The sequence below is a fragment of the Streptantibioticus parmotrematis genome (assembly GCF_019890615.1).
Taxonomy (GTDB): Bacteria; Actinomycetota; Actinomycetes; order Streptomycetales; family Streptomycetaceae; genus Streptantibioticus_D; species Streptantibioticus_D parmotrematis.
The window spans coordinates 1-18281 of the sequence record NZ_JAINVZ010000020.1; the positions used below are offsets into that span (position 1 = coordinate 1).

At 74.0% G+C, this 18281-nt stretch carries 17 protein-coding genes; 6 read left to right on the forward strand and 11 right to left on the reverse strand.

What is annotated here, in order from left to right:
- Nucleotides 1-146: 146 nt before the first annotated feature.
- Nucleotides 147-1487, reverse strand: coding sequence for an MBL fold metallo-hydrolase (locus K7472_RS24260; protein ID WP_308014064.1), 1341 nt, complete (start codon nt 1485-1487; stop codon nt 147-149).
- A gap of 107 nt (nt 1488-1594) precedes the next feature.
- On the opposite strand from K7472_RS24260, the gene K7472_RS24265 reads away from it, so the two are divergent.
- Genes K7472_RS24265 through K7472_RS24275 form a run of 3 tightly spaced genes read left to right on the forward strand, consistent with a single transcriptional unit; the run spans nt 1595 to nt 3608 of the window.
- Entirely contained in the window at nt 1595-2443 is an 849-nt protein-coding gene (locus K7472_RS24265) for a GntR family transcriptional regulator (protein ID WP_308014065.1), read from the forward strand.
- On the forward strand, nt 2440-2841 hold the full coding sequence (locus tag K7472_RS24270) for a rhodanese-like domain-containing protein (protein WP_222980676.1): 402 nt from the start codon (nt 2440-2442) through the stop codon (nt 2839-2841). Before K7472_RS24265 ends, K7472_RS24270 begins: the two co-directional genes overlap by 4 nt.
- Nucleotides 2838-3608 (forward strand): sulfite exporter TauE/SafE family protein, encoded by a 771-nt coding sequence (locus K7472_RS24275; RefSeq protein ID WP_308014066.1) that lies wholly within the window; start codon nt 2838-2840, stop codon nt 3606-3608. Before K7472_RS24270 ends, K7472_RS24275 begins: the two co-directional genes overlap by 4 nt.
- 16 nt (nt 3609-3624) lie before the next feature.
- Here K7472_RS24275 and K7472_RS24280 read toward each other — a convergent pair whose 3' ends face one another.
- The 3 genes from K7472_RS24280 to K7472_RS24290 form a co-directional block, all read right to left on the reverse strand.
- On the reverse strand, nt 3625-4746 hold the full coding sequence (locus tag K7472_RS24280; protein ID WP_222980763.1) for a PLP-dependent cysteine synthase family protein: 1122 nt from the start codon (nt 4744-4746) through the stop codon (nt 3625-3627).
- 197 nt (nt 4747-4943) lie between these two features.
- Complete coding sequence (locus K7472_RS24285) at nt 4944-6443, reverse strand: M1 family metallopeptidase (protein WP_308014067.1); 1500 nt, start codon at nt 6441-6443, stop codon at nt 4944-4946.
- 271 nt (nt 6444-6714) lie between these two features.
- On the reverse strand, nt 6715-8166 hold the full coding sequence (locus tag K7472_RS24290) for a peptidoglycan D,D-transpeptidase FtsI family protein (RefSeq protein WP_222980677.1): 1452 nt from the start codon (nt 8164-8166) through the stop codon (nt 6715-6717).
- Nucleotides 8167-8341: 175 nt separating this feature from the next.
- Here K7472_RS24290 and K7472_RS24295 point away from each other — a divergent pair, with 175 nt between their 5' ends.
- Nucleotides 8342-9514 carry a PP2C family protein-serine/threonine phosphatase gene (locus K7472_RS24295; RefSeq protein WP_222980678.1) on the forward strand — a complete coding sequence of 391 codons (1173 nt, stop codon included), beginning with the start codon at nt 8342-8344 and terminating at the stop codon, nt 9512-9514.
- Between the two features lie 43 nt (nt 9515-9557).
- On the opposite strand, the gene K7472_RS24300 is transcribed toward K7472_RS24295, so the two are convergent.
- The 6 genes from K7472_RS24300 to K7472_RS24325 form a co-directional block, all read right to left on the reverse strand.
- The gene (locus K7472_RS24300) at nt 9558-10358 is read right to left on the reverse strand and encodes an HAD-IIA family hydrolase (RefSeq protein WP_222980679.1); all 801 of its coding nucleotides are present in this window, start codon (nt 10356-10358) and stop codon (nt 9558-9560) included.
- 159 nt (nt 10359-10517) lie between these two features.
- Nucleotides 10518-11213 carry a phosphonatase-like hydrolase gene (locus tag K7472_RS24305; RefSeq protein ID WP_222980680.1) on the reverse strand — a complete coding sequence of 232 codons (696 nt, stop codon included), beginning with the start codon at nt 11211-11213 and terminating at the stop codon, nt 10518-10520.
- Between the two features lie 12 nt (nt 11214-11225).
- On the reverse strand, nt 11226-12335 hold the full coding sequence (locus K7472_RS24310; RefSeq protein ID WP_308014068.1) for a TIGR03364 family FAD-dependent oxidoreductase: 1110 nt from the start codon (nt 12333-12335) through the stop codon (nt 11226-11228).
- Nucleotides 12336-12567: 232 nt separating this feature from the next.
- The gene (locus K7472_RS24315; protein ID WP_222980682.1) at nt 12568-13341 is read right to left on the reverse strand and encodes a GntR family transcriptional regulator; all 774 of its coding nucleotides are present in this window, start codon (nt 13339-13341) and stop codon (nt 12568-12570) included.
- Nucleotides 13342-13503: 162 nt separating this feature from the next.
- A complete protein-coding gene (locus tag K7472_RS24320) occupies nt 13504-14265 on the reverse strand; it encodes a hypothetical protein (RefSeq protein ID WP_222980683.1) in 762 nt (253 codons plus the stop codon).
- 271 nt (nt 14266-14536) lie between these two features.
- Nucleotides 14537-15673, reverse strand: a complete 1137-nt coding sequence (locus K7472_RS24325; RefSeq protein ID WP_222980684.1) for an ROK family transcriptional regulator — start codon at nt 15671-15673, stop codon at nt 14537-14539.
- A 56-nt stretch (nt 15674-15729) separates the two neighbouring features.
- On the opposite strand from K7472_RS24325, the gene K7472_RS24330 reads away from it, so the two are divergent.
- Together K7472_RS24330 and K7472_RS24335 are read left to right on the forward strand one after the other, a co-directional pair.
- Nucleotides 15730-16815 carry a Gfo/Idh/MocA family oxidoreductase gene (locus tag K7472_RS24330; RefSeq protein WP_222980685.1) on the forward strand — a complete coding sequence of 362 codons (1086 nt, stop codon included), beginning with the start codon at nt 15730-15732 and terminating at the stop codon, nt 16813-16815.
- A 268-nt stretch (nt 16816-17083) separates the two neighbouring features.
- Nucleotides 17084-17263: a hypothetical protein gene (locus K7472_RS24335; RefSeq protein ID WP_222980686.1), complete on the forward strand. Its 180-nt coding sequence runs from the start codon at nt 17084-17086 to the stop codon at nt 17261-17263.
- Between the two features lie 100 nt (nt 17264-17363).
- Here the strand turns inward: K7472_RS24335 and K7472_RS24340 are convergent, their stop codons facing one another.
- Nucleotides 17364-18221, reverse strand: a complete 858-nt coding sequence (locus K7472_RS24340) for a fumarylacetoacetate hydrolase family protein (protein ID WP_222980687.1) — start codon at nt 18219-18221, stop codon at nt 17364-17366.
- Nucleotides 18222-18281 lie beyond the last annotated feature (60 nt).

Sequence of the window (18281 nt, forward strand, 5' to 3'; positions counted from 1 at the left end):
GGTTTGGGGGGTGGCGGGGGCCGTGGGGGGGGGGGGGGGGGGGGGGGGGGGGGGAGGGGGCGGGGGGGGGGGGGGGGGGGGGCGGGGGGGGAGGGGGGGGGGGGGGGGCGGGGGGGCGGGGGGCGGGGCGCGCCCCTCGCCCCGCCTCACCCCGTCGCGATCCCCGCCTCCACCGCCTTCGCGTAGTCGTCGTCGACCAGCACCACGTCGTACCCGGCGCGCTCCAGCAGGCTCGCCGCGACGCTCGCGCGGAAGCCGCCCGCGCAGTGCAGCCACAGCCGCCGGTCACGCGGCAACTCGTCGATCCTGGGCAGCAGTTGATGGACGGGCAGGTGGCGCGAGCCCAGGATGTGGCCCACCGCGCGCTCGTCGTCGCGGCGTACGTCGACCAGCAGGTCGCCATCGGGGCGTGCGGCCGCCTCCGCGAACGTGGCGCGCGGATAGGCGCGTTGGCCGGGCACGTCGCCGACCGCCGCGCCCGCCGGGCGGTCCACCCCGATGCGCGCCAACTGCCGTTGCGCGGCGGCCACTTGCTCGCCGCTCTCGCCGACGAGGGTGAGCGGTTCGCCCCACGGCAGCAGCCAGCTGACGTACGTGGAGAACTGGTCGCCCAGCTCGATGCCGACGCTCCCGGCGAGGTGCCCGGCCGCGTACGCGGTGCGGTCGCGCAGGTCCAGCACCCACTGGCCGTCCGCGATCCTGCGCCGCAGCTCGGCCGCGTCCACCGGCTCGGGCGGGGCGAGGTCGGCGGGCCCCGGGCCCCTGCGGTTCAACGGCTGGGCGTAGAAGGCGGGGTACGTGGTCAGCCCGGCGACCAGGCGGGCGGCGAAGGTGTCCTCGTCCGGCTCGGTCAGCGCGTCGTTGCGGCGGCGCTCGTCGGCGAGGGTGACCGGGCCCGCGTCGTCGATCCCGGAGGCGCACGGGCCGACCGAGCAGAAGCTGCCGAAGCCGTGCGTGGGATAGACCGCCGCGTCGTCCGGCAGCCGTGCGGCGAGCCGCCGCGCCGAGCGGTACTGCGCCCGGGCCAGCTCCTCGGTGCGTTCGGGGTCCACCAGGTCGGTGCGGCCGACCGTGCCGTACAGCAGCGAGCCACCGGTGAACACGGCAGGCGCGGCCTCTCCGTCGGTGACGACGTAGGCCAGGTGCCCGTCGGTGTGGCCGGGGGTGGCGACGACCTCGACGGTGAGCGAGCCGACCGCCAGCCGCTCGCCGTCCCGCACCGGGCGGCAGGTGAACGAGACGGTCTCCTCGGCCGAGAGCACGTACGGCACGCCGTGCCGCCGGGCCAGTTCCCAGCCGCCGGTCACGTAGTCGTTGTGCACGTGCGTCTCCACCACGAGCCCGCAGGCGGCTCCGGCCTTCTCCAGCACCTCCTCCACCCGGTCCAGGTCCCGCTGCGGGTCGACCACGACCGCCGTGCGGCCGTCGTGCACGACATAGCTGCGGTTGCCCAGCTCCCGTGTGGGGATCACCTCGACCTCAAGCACCGCACACGTCCTTTCCGTCGATGCGCCGCTCCGCCAACGTCCCTTGCCGCAAGGCACTTTGACCGCCGCGCTTCCGTCAATGCACGAATGTACGTACATTAACTCTCGTGCGATCGAGCAGAGCAAACACCCCTGTGGGGGACGCGAGTTCACCGGCAGGCGGCCCGCGCGGTGCCGCGCGGCCCGACCGGTCCAGTCCGCTGCCGCTGTGGGCGCAGGTCCGCGACGACCTGCGCGGGCGGCTGACGGACGGCGAGTTCGGCGCCGACGGCGCGCCCTTCCCCGGCGAGCTGGCGCTCGTCGAGCAGTACGGCGTGAGCCGCCACACCGTGCGCGAGGCGCTGCGCAGCCTGCGCGCCGAGGGACTGGTGGTCGCCGAACGCGGCAGGCCGCCGCGGCTCGCGGTGCCCGCCGAGATAGAGCAGCCGCTCGGCGCGCTCTACAGCCTGTTCGCCTCCGTCGAGGCGGCCGGGCGGACCCAGCGCAGCGTGGTGCGGGTGCTGGACGTGCGGGCGGACGGGGTCTTCGCCGCCCGCCTGGGACTTGAGGAGTCCGCGCCGCTGCTGCACCTGGAGCGGCTGCGGCTCGCGGACGACGAACCACTCGCCGTGGACCGCGTGTGGCTGCCCGCGGGGCTCGCGGCGCCGCTGCTGCACGCGGACTTCACGCACACCTCGCTCTACGACGAGTTGGCGCTGCGCACCGGCGTGCGGCTGACCGGGGGGCGCGAGGTGCTGCGGGCGGTGGTGCCCACGGCGGCGGAACGGCGGCTGCTCGGCATCGACGCGGACGTGGCCGCGTTCGCCGTCGACCGCCTGGGGCTGGCAGGGGACCGCCCGGTGGAGTGGCGGCACACGCTGGTGCGCGGCGACCGGTTCACCGCGCGGGCGGAGTTCTCGGCCCGGGAGGGCTACCGGCTGGATCTGGCGGGCGCGGGACGGGAGTTGAGTCGATGACGCGGACGGCACGGGGCGCGGGTGACGAGGAGGCTGACGGGCGCGAGGCCGACAGTTCCGACGACGGCTGCCGCGACATCGACGCGCAGGAAGCGGACGCGCTGATACGGGCGGGCCGCGCGGTGCTGCTGGACGTGCGGGAGGAGGACGAGTGGCGGGCCGGGCACGCGCCGGGCGCCGTGCTCTCGCCGCTCTCCGGGCCGTGCCGCGCACCGGAGTTGACCGCCGGTCAACTGTTGATCGCGGTGTGCCGGTCGGGCCGCCGGTCCGCGCTGGTCGCCGAGCGGCTGCGGGCGGCCGGCACGCCGGTGCGCAACCTGCGCGGCGGGATGGGCGCCTGGGCGGGCGCCGGGCTGCCCGTGCGGCGGCCGGACGGTCGCCCGGGGATCGTGGCGTGACGGTCCTGGGCGTCGTGCTGGGCGCCCTGATCGGCCTCAGCCTGGGCGCGCTCGGCGGGGGCGGCTCCATCCTCACCGTGCCGGTGCTGGTCTACGTGCTCGGGCAGCCGCCCCGCGAGGCCACCACCGCGGGCCTGGTCGTGGTCGGTGTGACCGCGCTGACCGGCGCGGTCGGCCACGCCCGCGCGGGCCACGTGCGGTGGCGGGCCGGTCTGGCGTTCGGCGCCGCCGGTACCGTGGCGAGCTTCGCGGGCACCGCGCTGAACCGCAGCGTGGACCCCACCGTGCTGCTGCTGTGCTTCGCCGCGTTGATGGTCGTCTCGGCGGTCGGCATGCTGCGCCGCTACCGTGGCGGCCGGACCGCCGCCGCCGGGCCCCCGGAGCGTTCGCCCGCCCACCCGGTCGCGCGCGTCCTGGTCTCCGGTTCCGTCGTGGGCTTCCTGACGGGCTTCCTCGGGGTGGGCGGCGGCTTCGTCATCGTGCCCGCGCTGGTGGCCGCGCTGGGCTACGAGATGCCGGTGGCCGTCGGCACCTCGCTGCTGGTGATCGCCGTCAACTCGGCCGTCGCGCTGGCCGCCAGGGCCGGGGCCGAACGCTTCCCGTGGCACGTCCTCGTCCCGCTGACCGTCGCCGCCGTCGCCGGGTCGCTCGCCGGGCGCGCGGTGTGCGCCCGCGTCCCGGCGCCGGTGCTGGGCCGCGCCTTCGCCACGCTCACCGTCGCCGTGGCGGGCTACCTCGTGGTGCGCTGCGCGGCGGGCGCGGTGTGAGCGCCACCGGGTCCGTTCAGTCCAGCGAGCCCGTCACCCAGAAGCGCTCCAGCCGGTCGGCGTACGGCGTGATGTCGATGCCGCGTTCGGCCAGCCACTCGTCGGAGTAGTACGTGTCGAGGTAGCGCTCGCCCGGGTCGCACAACAGCGTGACCACGGAGCCCCGTCGGCCGCGCGCCAGCATCTCGGCGATGATCCGGAACGCGGCCCACGTGCCGGTCCCGGTGGACGCGCCGGTGCGGCGGCCCAGCAGCCGTTCCAGCACGCGGATGGTGGCGATGGACGCGGCGTCCGGCACCCGCATCATGCGGTCGACCGCGCCCGGCACGAAGCTGGGCTCCACGCGCTGCCGCCCGATGCCCTCGATGCGTGAACCGCGGTCGGTGGTCACACCCGGGTCGCCGGTGCGCCAGCCGCCGAAGAACGCGGAGTTCTCCGGGTCGGCGACGCACACCCCGGTCTCGCGCTGGGTGTAGTGCACGTAGCGGGCGATGGTGGCCGAGGTGCCGCCGGTGCCGGCGGTCGCGACGATCCACGCGGGCTCGGGGTGGCGCTCGGCGGCCAGCTGGCGGAAGACGGACTCAGCGATGTTGTTGTTGCCGCGCCAGTCGGTGGCGCGTTCGGCGTACGTGAACTGGTCCATGTAGTGCCCGCCGGTCTCGGCGGCCAGCGCGGTGGCGGCCTCGTACACCTCGCAGGGGTTGTCGACCAGGTGACATCGGCCGCCGTGGAACTCGATCAGCGCGATCTTGGCCCGGCTGGTGGTGCGCGCCATCACCGCGACGAACGGCACCCCGATGAGCTTGGCGAAGTACGCCTCGGACACGGCCGTGGACCCGCTGGACGCCTCGATCACCGGGCGGCCCGGCCGGATCCAGCCGTTGCACAGCGCGTACAGGAACAGCGACCTGGCGAGCCGGTGCTTGAGCGATCCGGTCGGGTGGGTGGACTCGTCCTTCAGGTACAGGTCGATCCCCCACGCCTCGGGCAGCGGCACCGCCAGCAGGTGGGTGTCGGCGGAGCGGTTGGCGTCGGACTGCACCTTGCCGACCGCCTCGCGCAGCCAGCGGCGGTAGGCGGGGTCGTGCCGGTCGACGTCCAGCTCCAGCGGCTCCAGGGGCTCCCGCTGCGCGGGCATGGTGTTCGTCATGCCCGCCTGTATAGCGCCGGGATGCCCTCAAACGGTCACTTGGGGTGAACGCGCATCCTGGCTTATTGATCGCGAATCCCTCATTGATCGCGCGCTGTCGATCGCGCGTTCCCGATCACGGAACGGTCCGCCCGGCCACGCTGCCGGGCGGACCGTTCCCACGCCGTGTGGCGGTCTTCCGACGGTCAGCGCGCCAGGTGGTACGCCGTGTGGATCTCGCGCCACGACTTCGGCTGCGGCACGGCACCACGCGCGGCGGCGGGCGCCTTCGTGCCCGGTGCCACCGGGCCGGTCGCCGGGCGGGCCGGGGTGAACAGCCACGTGGTGAACAGCGGGCCGAGCTTCTTGCCGGAGACCTTCTCGGCCAGCGCCTGGAACTGCGCGAAGTCGGCGTTGCCGTAGGCGTGTTGGGCGGTCCAGGCCTTGAGGATCGTGAAGAACGCCTTGTCGCCCACGGTGTCGCGCAGCGTCTGGATCGCCGCCGCGCCCCGGTCGTAGATGGGGTCGGCGAACTGGTTGGCGGCGCCGGGGTTGCCGGGCTCGATCTTCCAGAACGCGTCACCGGCCGGGTGCGAGGCGTAGACGTAGTCGGCGAGCTGCTGGGCGGTGCCCTCGCCCTGGTACTGCGACCACAGCCACTGCGCGTACGTGGCGAAGCCCTCGTTCAGCCAGATGTCCTGCCAGCGCTTGAGCGAGACGGAGTCGCCGAACCACTGGTGGGCCAGTTCGTGCACGACCACCGAGACGTCGGAGCCGGAGGAGAACATCGTCGGGCTGTAGAACGGCCGGGTCTCGGTCTCCAGCGCGAAGTCGGAGGTGGTGTCCGGCACGTAACCGCCGACCGTCGCGAACGGGTAGGGCCCGAAGTACGTGCTCTCCCAGTCGATCACCTCGCCGGTGCGCTCGACACTGGCCTTGGCGGCGCCGGTGGCGTCGCCGAGCGCGGTGCTGTAGGCGTTGATGACCGGGATGCCGCCGGCCGTCGTGCCCTTGGTGACGTCGAACTTCCCGATCGCCATGGTGGCGAGATAGGTCGCCTGCGGCTTGGCCTGCCGCCAGTCGTAGCGGGTCCAGCCCTTGATATCGGTGCTCTGGCCGGTGGGCACGCCGTTGCTGATCACCTGGTCGCCGGTGGGGACCTCGACGGAGATGTCGTAGGTGGCCTTGTCCAGCGGGTGGTCGTTGCTGGGGAACCACCACCAGGCCGACTCCGGTTCGTTGGCGGCCACGGCGCCGTCCGGGGTGCGCTGCCAGGACGTGAAGCCGTCCACCACGACCTTGGAGGGCACGCCGTGGTAGCGGACGACCACGGTGACGTCGCTGCCCTTGGCCAGCGGCGCGTCCGGGGTGATCTGGAGCTTGTGGGCGGCCGGTGACTCGGTGAACTTCGCCGGGTGGTTGTTCACCAGCACGCTGTCCACGCCGAGCGCGAAGTCCAGGTCGAAGCGGGACAGGTCCTGGGTGGTCGTGGCCAGGACGGTCGCGGTGCCCTGCAACGCGTCGGTCTTCGGCTGGTACGTCAGCCGCAGGTCGTAGTGGCCGACGTCGTATCCGCCGTTGCCGTACGTCGGGTAGTACGGGTCGCCGATGCCGGGGGCACCGGGGGTGGGCGTGGCCGCCGAGGCCGGGATCGCCAGCAGCAGCGTGAGCGCGCCCGCGGCGGACGCGATGGTTCTGAAGCGCACGGGTCCTCCAACTGGTCGGGGAGAAGGATCGCCTGGAACCTTTGCAGACCCTGTGACCGCTGTCAGCGCTTCCGCCCCCGCTGTCGCAAGAGCTTCACGTTGGCCGACGCGATCGCGCCACGTGATCCCGGCGCGACCGCGCCACATCGTCTCGACGCGATCGCGCCACGCCACCTCGACACGATCGCGCCGGCGCCGGCGCCGGCGCCCCGCCGCCGACCCGGGCGGGGCCGACTCCCCTTCCCTGTGTTCCCCGTGCGCCACTTGTGCGCTACTTCAGTGCCGCCTCCATCATCGACTTGGCGATCGGCCCGGCGAAGCCGTTGCCGCTGATCTCGGCGCGTTCCGCGTTCGGGTCGTCCACCATGACCGCCACCGCGACCTCCTTGCCCGCGCTGTTCTTCGCGTACGACACGAACCACGCGTACGGATTGCCGCTGTTGTCGACGCCGTGCTGCGCGGTGCCGGTCTTGCCGCCGACCTCGACGCCGGGGATGCGGGCGTTGGTGCCGGTGCCCTGCTGGATGACGCTGACCATCGCGGAGCGCAGTTCACCGGCGGTGTGCGAGCTGATCGGCGTGGACTTCACGCTCGGTCCGAAGGACTGGAGGGCGTCGCCGTCGCCGTCGGTGACCTTGGAGACCATGTGCGGCGCCATGAGCTTGCCGCCGTTGGCGATCGCGGAGGTGACCATCGCCATCTGGAGCGGTGTGGCCCGCACGTCGAACTGGCCGATGCCGGTCTGCGCGGTGGAGGACTTCGGCATGTTCGTGGGATAGACGCTGGTGGCCGCGCTCACCGGGATCTCCAGGTGGCTGTCGTCGAAGCCGTAGGCGTCGGCCATCGCCTTGACCTTGGCCTGCCCGAGGTCCACGGCCATCTTGGCGAAGACGGTGTTGCAGGAGTACTCCAGCGCGACGCGGATGGAGGCGTCCTTGCACGGCGCCGACGCCTCCTCGTTGGTGAGCGTGTCGCTCGTGCCGGGCAGGGTGTACGGGTTGGGGCTGTCGGTGGGCTGGTCTACCGAGGAGTACAGCCCGTCCTGGAGCGCCGCGGAGGCCACCACCAGCTTGAAGGTAGAGCCCGGCGGATAGGTCTGGCGCAGCGCCCGGTTGAGCATCGGCTGATTCTTGTCGGCGGTCAGCTTCTGCCACGCGTTCGCGTCGGCCTGCGAGCCGCCGGCGATGCTGCCGGGGTCGTAGCTGGGCGTGCTGACCATGGCGAGGATCTGGCCGGTCGAGGGGTCGATGGCGACGGCGGCGCCGTTCTTGGAGCCCAGGCCGTCGTACGCGGCCTTCTGCACCGCCGGGTCGATCGTGGTGAGCACGTCGCCGGGCTTGCCGCTGGAACCGGTGAGGGTGTCCAGGATGCCCTTGGTGCGGTCGTCGGTCCCGTTCAGGACGTTCTGGTAGATGCCCTCGAGCTGGGTGGCGCCGAAGACCTGCGAGCTGCGGCCGGTGACGGCGGCGTACTCGGGGCCGTCGGTGTAGGTGCGCTTGTACGCGAAGTCGCTGCCCGAGGTCTTCGCCGAACCGGTGACCGGCTTGCCCGCCACGACGATGTCGCCCAGCGGGTTGGCCCACTGGGCGATCATGGTGCGCCGGTTGTACGAGTCGGAGGCGAGTTTCGGTCCGTCGGCCACCTGCACCCAGCTGACCCGCGCCACGACGGCGAGGACCAGCAGGAGGCAGAAGACCGATGTGCGTCTGATCGTCTTGTTCATCCCTGTCAACAACGCGTTCGGGTGAGGGTGCGGTTCCTGGACGGGGACATCTCACAGGTTCACGGACCCGTCTCACGGGATCGTGGGCGCATCTCACGGGTTCATGGGCGCGTCTCACGGGTTCATGGGCGCATCCCGCGGTCGCCGCGGCGCGCCGACCCGTTATGTTCTGAATGTGAGGACCTCAGGATTCCGGCGGGCGCTCGACGCGCTGGGCCGCGGCGTCTCCACGCACCAGGGGATGACGATCCCGCTGACGGCGGTCTTCGCCGTGGTCGCCGCGGACCTGCTGGCGGGCCGGAACCACTTCCTCGCGCCGATGATGGTGATGGTCCCCGCGCTGGCCGTGGCCACCACCACCTGGCGGCGCACCCTGCTGGTCGGCCTGATCGGGGCGGTGGCGCAGGCCGCGCTGATCCCGTACGACGGCTCGTGGAGCCATCACGACCGGCGGATCCTGGGCGGGATCACCATCAGCTACCTGATCGTGGTGCTCTTCAGCGCCTACGGGGCGTGGTGGCGCGAGGAGCGCACCGCGCAGTTCCGTGCCGTGGTCTCGGTCGCCGAGGCGGCGCAGCGCGCGCTGCTGCGCCCGCCGGGACCGCGGGTCGGCGGGGTGCGGCTGGCGGTGCGCTACGCCTCGGCCGCCGACGCGGCCCAGATCGGCGGCGACCTGTACGCGGTCCTGGACACCCCGCACGGGGTGCGGGCGCTCGTCGGCGACGTGCGCGGCAAGGGCCTGGAGGCGGTGCAGACCTCGGCCGTGGTGATGGGCGCGTTCCGCGAGGCGGCGTACGACGAGGGCGGGCTCGCGAAGGTCGCCGAACGGGTCGACGCGAGCGTGCGGCGGCACGTGACGGACGGCGAGTTCACCACGGCGCTGTTCCTGGAGTTCCCGGCGAGCCGGGAGGCGGTGCCCGGGGGCGGGTCGGCCGACGGCGAGGTCTTCGCCGACGCCGCGCTCGACAGTGACGTCGTGCTGCTGCACTACGGCCACGTTCCGCCGCTGCGCGTCTCGGCGGACGGCACCGTGCGCTCGCTCGACCCGCCGGACCCGTGGGTGCCGCTGGGGCTGACGTCGTTCGTGCCGGGCGCGCCGACGCCGTGGCGGGTGCCGCTGGGCGCGGACGAGGTGCTGGTGCTGTGCACGGACGGCGTGATCGAGGCGCGCGCGGCGAAGGGCGGCGGCTTCTACCCGCTCGCCGAGCGCGCGGGCCCGCTGCTGGTGAACGCGGCCGGCGACCTGGAGGCCGCCGTCGAGCGGCTCTACGCGGACCTGCTGGCGCACACCGGCGGGACCCTGGGCGACGACTCGGTCCTGCTCCTGCTGGCCCGCCCCGGGGTCTGACCGCTCACGCGTCGTCGTCGGGGGCGGGGCCGTCGGGGCAGCCTCAGACCGCGATGTCCGGCTCGTCGACGAGGTCGACCAGGTCGGCGATCGACTCGACGACCCGGGACGGGCGGAACGGGTGCCGGTCCACCGCGTCCGGCGCGGTCACACCGGTGAGGACCAGGAACGTCTCCATGCCCGCCTCCAGACCGGCCAGCACGTCGGTGTCCATGCGGTCGCCGATCATCGCGGAGGTCTCGGAGTGCGCGCCGATCGCGTTGAGCCCGGCGCGCATCATCAGCGGGTTGGGCTTGCCGACGAAGTACGGCTCCTTGCCGGTCGCCTTGGTGATCAGCGCGGCGACCGAACCGGTGGCGGGCAGCGCGCCTTCCGCCGAGGGGCCGGTCTCGTCGGGGTTGGTGGCGATGAACCGGGCGCCCGCGTTGATCAGCCGGATGGCCTTGGTGAGCGCCTCGAAGCTGTAGGTGCGGGTCTCGCCGAGCACCACGTAGTCCGGCTCGGCGTCGGTCAGCACGTAGCCGATGTCGTGCAGCGCGGTGGTCAGGCCCGCCTCGCCGATGACGTACGCGGTGCCGCCCGGCCGCTGGTCGTCCAGGAACTGCGCGGTGGCCAGCGCCGAGGTCCAGATGTTCTCCTGCGGCACGTCCAGGCCCATCCGCCCGAGCCGGGCGTGCAGGTCGCGCGGGGTGTAGATGGAGTTGTTGGTGAGCACGAGGAACGGCTTGCCACTGGCCCGCAGCCGTTTGATGAACTCCTGCGCGCCCGGGATCGGGATGCCCTCGTGGATCAGCACCCCGTCCATGTCGGTGAGCCAGGACTCGATCGGCTTGCGCTCTGCCACGGACGGAACTCCTTACCGAACACGACTTCGGGGCTCCAGCCTAACGGCGGTACCCGGCCGGTGCGGCACCCGTTCCGCGAGGTGGGACGGGTGCCGCACCGGGGCCGGTGGCGACCGCCGGGCAACGGCGACCGCCGCGGCGGCGCGCGGCGGTCCGCCTCACGCCCGGCCGACGATCGCGGGGAGCGCGGCGACGGAGTCGAGGACGTGGGTGGCGCCCGCGTCGGTGAGCGCGGCGCGGTCGTGCGCGCCGGTGAGGACGCCCGCCACGATCGCGGCGCCGGAGCGGACGCCGCTGAGCATGTCGTACGCCGTGTCGCCGGCCACCGCGACCGCGCGCACGTCGTCGGTGCCGGTGCGCAGGAGGGCGGTGAGGATCATGTCGGGGTAGGGGCGGCCGCGGCCCGCGTCGGCCGGGCACAGGGTGAGGTCGGCGAGGTCCCGCCAGCCGAGCGCGTCGAGGATCGCGTCCTGGGTGACCCGGGCGAACCCGGTGGTCAGCGCGACCTTCCGGCCCTCGGCGCGCCAGCCCTCGATCGCCTCGCGGGCGCCCGGCACCGGGGAGATGCGGCCGCCGTCCACCAGGGAGGCGTACGACTCCTCGAAGACCTCGTTGGCCTTGCGGGCCCGGTCCTCGGCGCCGAACAGAGCACGGAAGACGGTGATCTTCGACTCGCCCATGGTCGTCCGCACGTACTCCAGCATCCTGGCGTGCTCGTCGCCGCCGGGCTCCACGCCGAGCGCCTCGGCGGCGGCGGAGAAGGCCCGCTCGACCAGCCCGTCGTCCCGCACGGTGGTGCCGGCCATGTCCAGTACGACGAGGCCGATGCCCCGCGCTCCGTTCTGACTGCTCATCACTTTCCTTCCTCACCAGCCGAGTTCGTCGGCCGTGTCCTCGGCTATCGCGGGCGAGCAGGTCATGCCGCGCCCGCCGGGCCCGGTCACCAGCCACACCCCGTCGTCCACCCGCTGCCGGTGCACGACCCGGGTGCCGTCCACGCACTGCGCGTACACCCCGGCCCAGCGGCGGCGGACACGCGGCATCGGCCGTCCGAGCAGCCCTTCGACCACCGAGGAGAGGTGCTCGTACGGTTCCTCGACCGTGTCGAAGCCGAACGGCTCGTCGTACTCGTGGGTGTCGCCGATGGTCAGGCCGCCGTCGAGCCGCTGGACCATCAGCAGTTGCATGCGGTGCGCCTCGGCGACCGGGGTCTGCGGCTGCCCGGCCCGCAGCGCCTGGAGCGCGTCGCCCGCGTAGGCGGGGTAGTAGCGGAAGCTGTCGGCGTCGGCGACCGTGGTGGTCAGCGGCTCGCCCAGCGGTTCGGTCTGCGCCATCTGCAACCGCACGCGGCGCACCGGCAGTTCGGGCGCCAGCTCGCGCACCAGCCCCGACAGCCAGGCGCCGGTGCACAGCACGACCGCGTCGCCCTCGTGCACCTCGCCCCGGTCGTCGGTGACCCGGCGGGGACCGACGTGGCGCACCTCGCGACCGCCGAGGAACGTGTAGCGGCCGGACGCGGCGAGGTGGTCGCGCAGGGCGCGCTGGGTGAGCCGGGGCTCGACCGCCGCGTCCCGCTCGCACCACAGCGCCCCCAGCATGGCGCCGCGCAGCGCCGGGTTGAGCTGCCGCACCTCGCCGGGTTCCAGCCACTTCAGGCCGCGCGCGGCGGCGTCCGGCCGGGCCAGCGTCTCGTGCGCCACGGCGCGTTCGGCCTCGGTGGTGACCGGGGTGAGCGAGCCGTTGGCGCGGAACCCGGTGCCCGGTACCCGCTCGCCGATCTCCTGCCACAGCGCGCGGGCGCGCAGCGCGGTCTCCAGTTCGGCACCGGAGGCCCGGCCGCCGACCCAGACCAGCCCGAAGTTGCGCACGGAGGCGCCGCGCGCGTCGGCCTCGCGCTCGATGTGGACGACCTCGTGTCCGCGGGCGACGGCGTGCCAGGCATGCATCGTGCCGAGCGCTCCGGCGCCGACGATCACGACCTTGGCGCGGTCGCCGCGCGGAGAGCGGGGGTGGTCGTCGTGCGGGGAGCGGGCGCGGTCGCCGCGCGGGGAGCGGGCGCGGTCATCGCGCGGGGCGCCGGCGCGGTCACCCCCTCCGACATTTGGACTAGACCCGTTATTTTCTCGTGACATGCCCGCCATGATACTCGCCGCGCCGACCGCCCGGGAGGGGGGATTTCCACCGGGGCCCGCGCGGCCCCGGACGGTGTCAGCCCTGGGGGGAGAGCTGGGTGGTGAAGCTGAAGCGGTCGCCCCGGTAGAGGGAGCGGACGCGTTCGACCGGGGTGCCGGTCTCGTCGCGGGAGACGCGGTGCAGCAGCAGCATCGGCAGCGCGGGCGGGGTGCCGACCAACAGCGCCTCGCGCGGGGTGGCGAGGACCGTCTCGATGCGTTCGTCGGCGGCGGCGAAGCGCACCCGGGCCACCTCGCGCAGGAACGTGTAGAACGACGAGTCGGGGTCGAAGTCCCGCTCCAGGTGCGGGAATCGGTCGACGGAGACGTACGTGCTCTCCAGGCCGACGCGTTCGTCGTCGGCGAGCAGGACGCGTTCCAGGTGCCAGACCAGGCCGTGCGGGCCGATGCCCAGTTGGTCGCCGAGTTCGTCGCCCGCGGCGATCCGGTCCAGGCCGATCAGGCTGCGGCCCGGAGTGCGGCCCTGGCGCCGCACGCCCTCGGTGTACGACACCAGGGACAACGGCTGCTCCAGCTTCGGCCCGGCGACCACCGTGCCGCGGCCGCGGCGGCGCACCCGGCCCTCGATCAGCAGGTCGCGCAGCGCCTGGCGCAGCGTCTCGCGGGCCACCCCGAAGCGCGCGGCGAGGTCCCGTTCCGTGGGCAGCGCGCCGCCTTCGCCGAGTTCGTCGAGGAGGGTCTCCAACTGCCCCTTCACGGCGTAGTACTTGGGCACTCGGCCGTGTTCGGGGACACCGGCTCTGACCGGGGTGCCGGGGGCGCTGTCACGGGGTTCACGACGCTGGTCCACGGAAGTGATCCTCGCAGAGCCCGGCCCGCGCCCACGACCGCGCCCGGCACGGACCGGGGGCGAACGGACCAGGCGCGGACGGACCAGGCACGGACGGGCCGGGCGAGGACGGGCCGGGCGCGGGGGATCAGGCGCGGGCCGGACGGCCCGGGCGCGAGCGGGCTACCACCGCCGCATCGGGTTCCTGCGGGACGCCGCCACCAGGGCCGCGCCGATCGTGACCAGCGCGACGGACAGCAGACCCACCGTCCACAGCGCCGCGGGCGGCACGCGCCGGTCCCGGCCGCCGGTGGCCGCCAGCTCGGGCGCGGGCCGCAGCACGTCGAGGGTGTAGTGGTTGGACTCCCCGACCCAGGCGCCGTCCGCCCCCCTGCGCTGCATGGCGGTCGCGGAGACCACGACCTGGTCGGCGGGCGCGTCGTCGAGGAAGCGCAGCCGCAGCGGAACGGTGACCGTGGCCCCGGCGGGCAGGGTGTAGCCGGGGCCGTTCTCGCCGCCGGGGATGCCGATGTTCTCCGCGTGGTCGGTGGTCTCGAACGGCACCGCGCTCCACGTCCCGGCCCTCGCGTACTCCAGCCGGAACCCGCCCGGCGTCAGCGTCCGGTACCGGTCCACCAGGAGGACCAGCGGGTGCACGTCCCGGCAGGCCGCGTCCGTGGTGTTGCGCAGCTCCAGCGAGAACGAGGACGGATCGTCGCCCGCCGTGTAGGCGTCGGGCCCGCCGTACAGCCGGGAGGCGATCGGGAAGCCGGTGGCGGCGGGGTCGCCGCACAGAGGCGCCCCGTCCGCGGGCGGCGCCGCGGCGTGCCCGGGGACGGTCGCGGCGGCGACGGGCCCGGCGACGGCGACAGGCGCGAGGGCGAGGAACGGCAGGGCGGCGACGGCCCCGAGGGCGAGAACGCGGCGCGGACGCTTGGGACGCATGGAACACCTTCGCTTCTACGACGGCGGCTCTACGACAGGCGCACTACGACGGCGGCGGACGGTCGGCGGTCGGACCTCCTGAGGCGGCGGGCTCGCCGTACGGGACGGGGACCCACCCGTGCAGACATATCGGACAATCGCATGAGCAGACCGCCGTATCGCGCAGCCACTCCGCCGCGTCCACCGACCCCATCCCAACGGCCGAACGCCGACGCACCGCGCCCCTGAAAGCCGAAGCCCCGCCGTCAGGAACCAGCGCCAGGAACCACCGTCAGAAGCCGTCGTCAGGAACCGCCGCCAGAAACCGCCGCCAGAAGCCGAAGCGCCGCCGTCCGAACAACGGCGCCAGCACCAGCCACGCCGCCCCCTCCGCGATCGTGCGCGCCCCGGCGCACTCCCGCGCCACCCGGACCGTCCCCGGCGCGGCCTCGCGTGCCAGCGCCGCCGCCACCTCGTCGCGGAACGCGGGCGTCACGGCCCGGCCGCCCAGCACGACCCGGTCGATGTCGAGGAGGGCGGCCAGGTTGGCCGCGCCGACCGCGAGCAGCCGTGCCGCCCGCGCGGTGTCGCCGTCCGCCAGCGCGGCCAGGCACAGCGCCTCCAGGCAGCCGCGCCGCCCGCAGGCGCAGCGCGGCCCGTCCGGTTCCAGCGTCTGGTGGCCGAACTCCCCCGCCCCGGTCCGCGGCCCCCGGTAGAGCGCACCGTCCAGCACCAGCCCGGCGCCGAGGCCGCTGCCCACGTGGAGGTACGCGAACGACGCGGGCCTGGGCCCGTCGGCGGGCACCCGCAGCGCCGCCGCGTTGGTGTCCTTGTCCAGCGTGACCGGCAGCCCGAGCCGCCCGGCCAGCGCGTCGGCCAGCGCGAACCCGTCCCAGCCGGGGAAGCCGGTCACGCGGCCGAGTACCCCGGCGGCGTGGTCGAGCGGGCCGGGGGCCGCCGCGCCCGCGCCCAGCAGGACCCGTTCCGCGCCCGGCACGTCCGACGTCACCTCGCGCACCCGCTCCGCCACCGCCTCCAGCACGGCGCCGGGCCCGGCGCCGAGGTCGAACGGCGTGACGCGCTCCGTCACCGCCTCCCCCGCGAGGTCCACCAGCACCACGGTCAGCTCGTCCCGGTCCAGGTGCAGCCCGACCGCGTACCGGGCCTGCCGGACCAGCCGCAACAGGGTGCGCGGCTTGCCCCCGGTGGACGCGCCCCGGCCGGCCTCCGCCACCAGGCCCTGCCCGGCCAGCCTGGCGACGATCTTGCTCACCGCCTGCGGGGTCAGCCCGGTGCGGGTCGCCAGCTCCTGGCGGCTGATGCCCGCACCGCCGTCCGCCACGGTCGCGACGCGCAGCAGGTCCAGGACGAGCGCCGCGTTGTGGTCGCGCAGGGCGGGCAGGCCGGCGCCGGGGATTCCGCTGTTCACCAGGCCATTCTGGCGGATGCTTGCACTTTGGCAACAGCGTTGTTTTAGTGGGCGGCATGAACGCCCGCCCCGACAGCACCTCCGCCCGCCCCCTCAGGGTCGGCCTCATCGGCTACGGCCTGGCCGGTTCCGTCTTCCACGCCCCGCTCATCGCCGCCACCGAGGGCCTGGTGCTGAGCGCCGTCGTCACCGGCGACCCCGAGCGGCAGGCGCAGGCCGAGGCCGAACACCCCGGCGCCCGTGCCGTCCCCGACGCCGACGCGCTGTGGCGACGCGCCGACGACCTCGACCTCGTGGTGATCGCCTCGCCCAACCGCACCCACGCCCCGCTCGCCACGGCCGCGTTGGAGGCGGGGCTCGCGGTGGTGGTCGACAAGCCGGTCGCCGGGACGGCGGCGGACGCCGACGCGCTCGCCGAACTCGCCGAGCGCCGCGGCCTGCTGCTGTCGGTCTTCCACAACCGCCGCTGGGACAACGACTTCCTGACCCTGCGCTCCCTGCTGGACACCGGCGAACTGGGCGACGTGCGCCGCTTCGAGTCCCGTTTCGAACGCTGGCGGCCGAAGCCCAAGGGCGGCTGGCGCGAGTCGGGCGACCCGGCCGAGTTCGGCGGGCTGCTGTACGACCTCGGCAGTCACCTGGCCGACCAGGCGCTCACCCTCTTCGGCCCGGCCCGCACCGTCTACGCCGAGACCGACGTGCGCCGCCCGGGCGCCGAGGCGGACGACGACGCGTTCGTCGCCGTCGAGCACGTCAACGGCGTCCGCTCCCACCTGTGGATGAGCGCGACCACCCCGCTGCTCGGCCCGCGCCTGCGCGTACTGGGCTCCAAGGCGGGCTACGTGAAGTATGGACTCGACCCACAGGAAGCCGCGTTGCGCTCCGGCGCCAGGCCCGGCGACGGCACGCCGTGGGGCGAGGAACCGGAGTCGGCGTGGGGCACCCTGGGCGCGGGCGACGAGTCGCGCCCCGTACGGACGCTGCCCGGCGACTACCCCGCCTACTACGCGGCCGTCGCGGCGGCGCTGCGCGACGGCACCGCGCCGCCGGTCACCGCACGTCAGGCGGCGGACACCATGCACGTCCTGGAGGCGGCCCGCCGCTCGGCCGCCGAACGCCGAACGGTCACACTGGAGCAGTGATCTTGACGCGGTGTCATGTGTCACACCGCACGCCGGTCACCCCGGGTCCCGCACCCGTGCACCGAACGCCACCCCGCACCGGAAATCGTGTGGCACAGCGCACAAGTTCAGGCCAAACCCGCCCACATCCCGGACGCAAACTATGGCGTACGACACTCGGGCAATCCCGGCAATGCGCACGATTGCCCAGGTCAGCACGGGAAATGACGCGGGCGGCGGCGAACTTTCTCCCGCGCGACTGTCAGTGCCTTCTCCTATGCTTCTTCACATGGCCCCCATCAATCAGCCCCAGGCGACGCCTGCCATGCGCCAAGCGCAGGCGCAGGCCGCCATCCGTGCGCTGACGACGCGTGGTCGACTGACCCCGGAGCAGCGCCTTGAGCTGGCCCGCTGGCAGCGTGCCTGGCTTGCCGCGTGGCGAGACGCGGATTACGTCACGGCAGCCTGACCCTGACCCTTCGAGGACGGCCCCGCCCCGCGCTCACAGCGTGCGGCGGGGCCGTCCCGCGTTCAGCGGCTCCTCCGCACGGAAGAGCCGCCGCTGACGGTCAGGCGTCGGCGAGCACCTGGCGCTGCCGGCCCAGGCCCTCGACCTCCAGCTCCACCACGTCCCCGGCCCGCAGGTACGGCTTGGGCTCCGGCTGCCCCATCGCGACGCCCGCCGGGGTGCCGGTGAGGATCACGTCACCGGGGCGCAGCACCATGAACTGGCTGACGTAGCGCACGACATGGGCCACCGGGAAGATCTGGTCGGCCGTCGAACCGTCCTGCCGCAGCGCCCCGTTCACCCACAGCCGCAGCGCCAGCGCCTGCGGATCGGACACCTCGTCGGCGGTCACCAGCCAGGGACCCAGCGGGCAGAACGTCTCGCAGCTCTTGCCCTTGTCCCACTGACCGCCGCGCTCGATCTGGAAGGCCCGCTCGGAGACGTCGTTGGCGACCGCGTAGCCCGCCACCGCCGCCAACGCCTCCTCGTCCGTGCCGAGAGAACGCGCCGTGCGGCCGATGACGACCGCCAGCTCCACCTCCCAGTCGGTCTTCACGCTCCCGCGCGGGACGAGCACGGTGTCCTCGGGCCCCACCACGGTGTCCGTCGCCTTCATGAAGACGATCGGCTCGGCCGGGGCCTGCGCACCGGTCTCGGCCGCGTGGTCGTGGTAGTTGAGCCCGATGCCGACGATCTTGCCGATCCCGGTCAGCGGCGGCCCGACGCGCAGCCCCGCCGGGTCGACCGCGGGCAGCCCGCCGTCCCGCGCGGCCTCCCGTATCCGCTCCAGCGCGGCCCGGTCGGCCAGCAGCGTCCCGTCGACGTCGGGCACGAGCCCCGACAGATCCCGTACGACGCCGTCGCCGTCGAGCAGCGCCGGGCGTTCGGCCCCGGCCGGTCCGACACGCAGCAGCTTCATTCACCCTCCCGTGGTCGTGGTTGGCTTTCCGCCGACGAGGACGGTCATCGGGCGACTTGT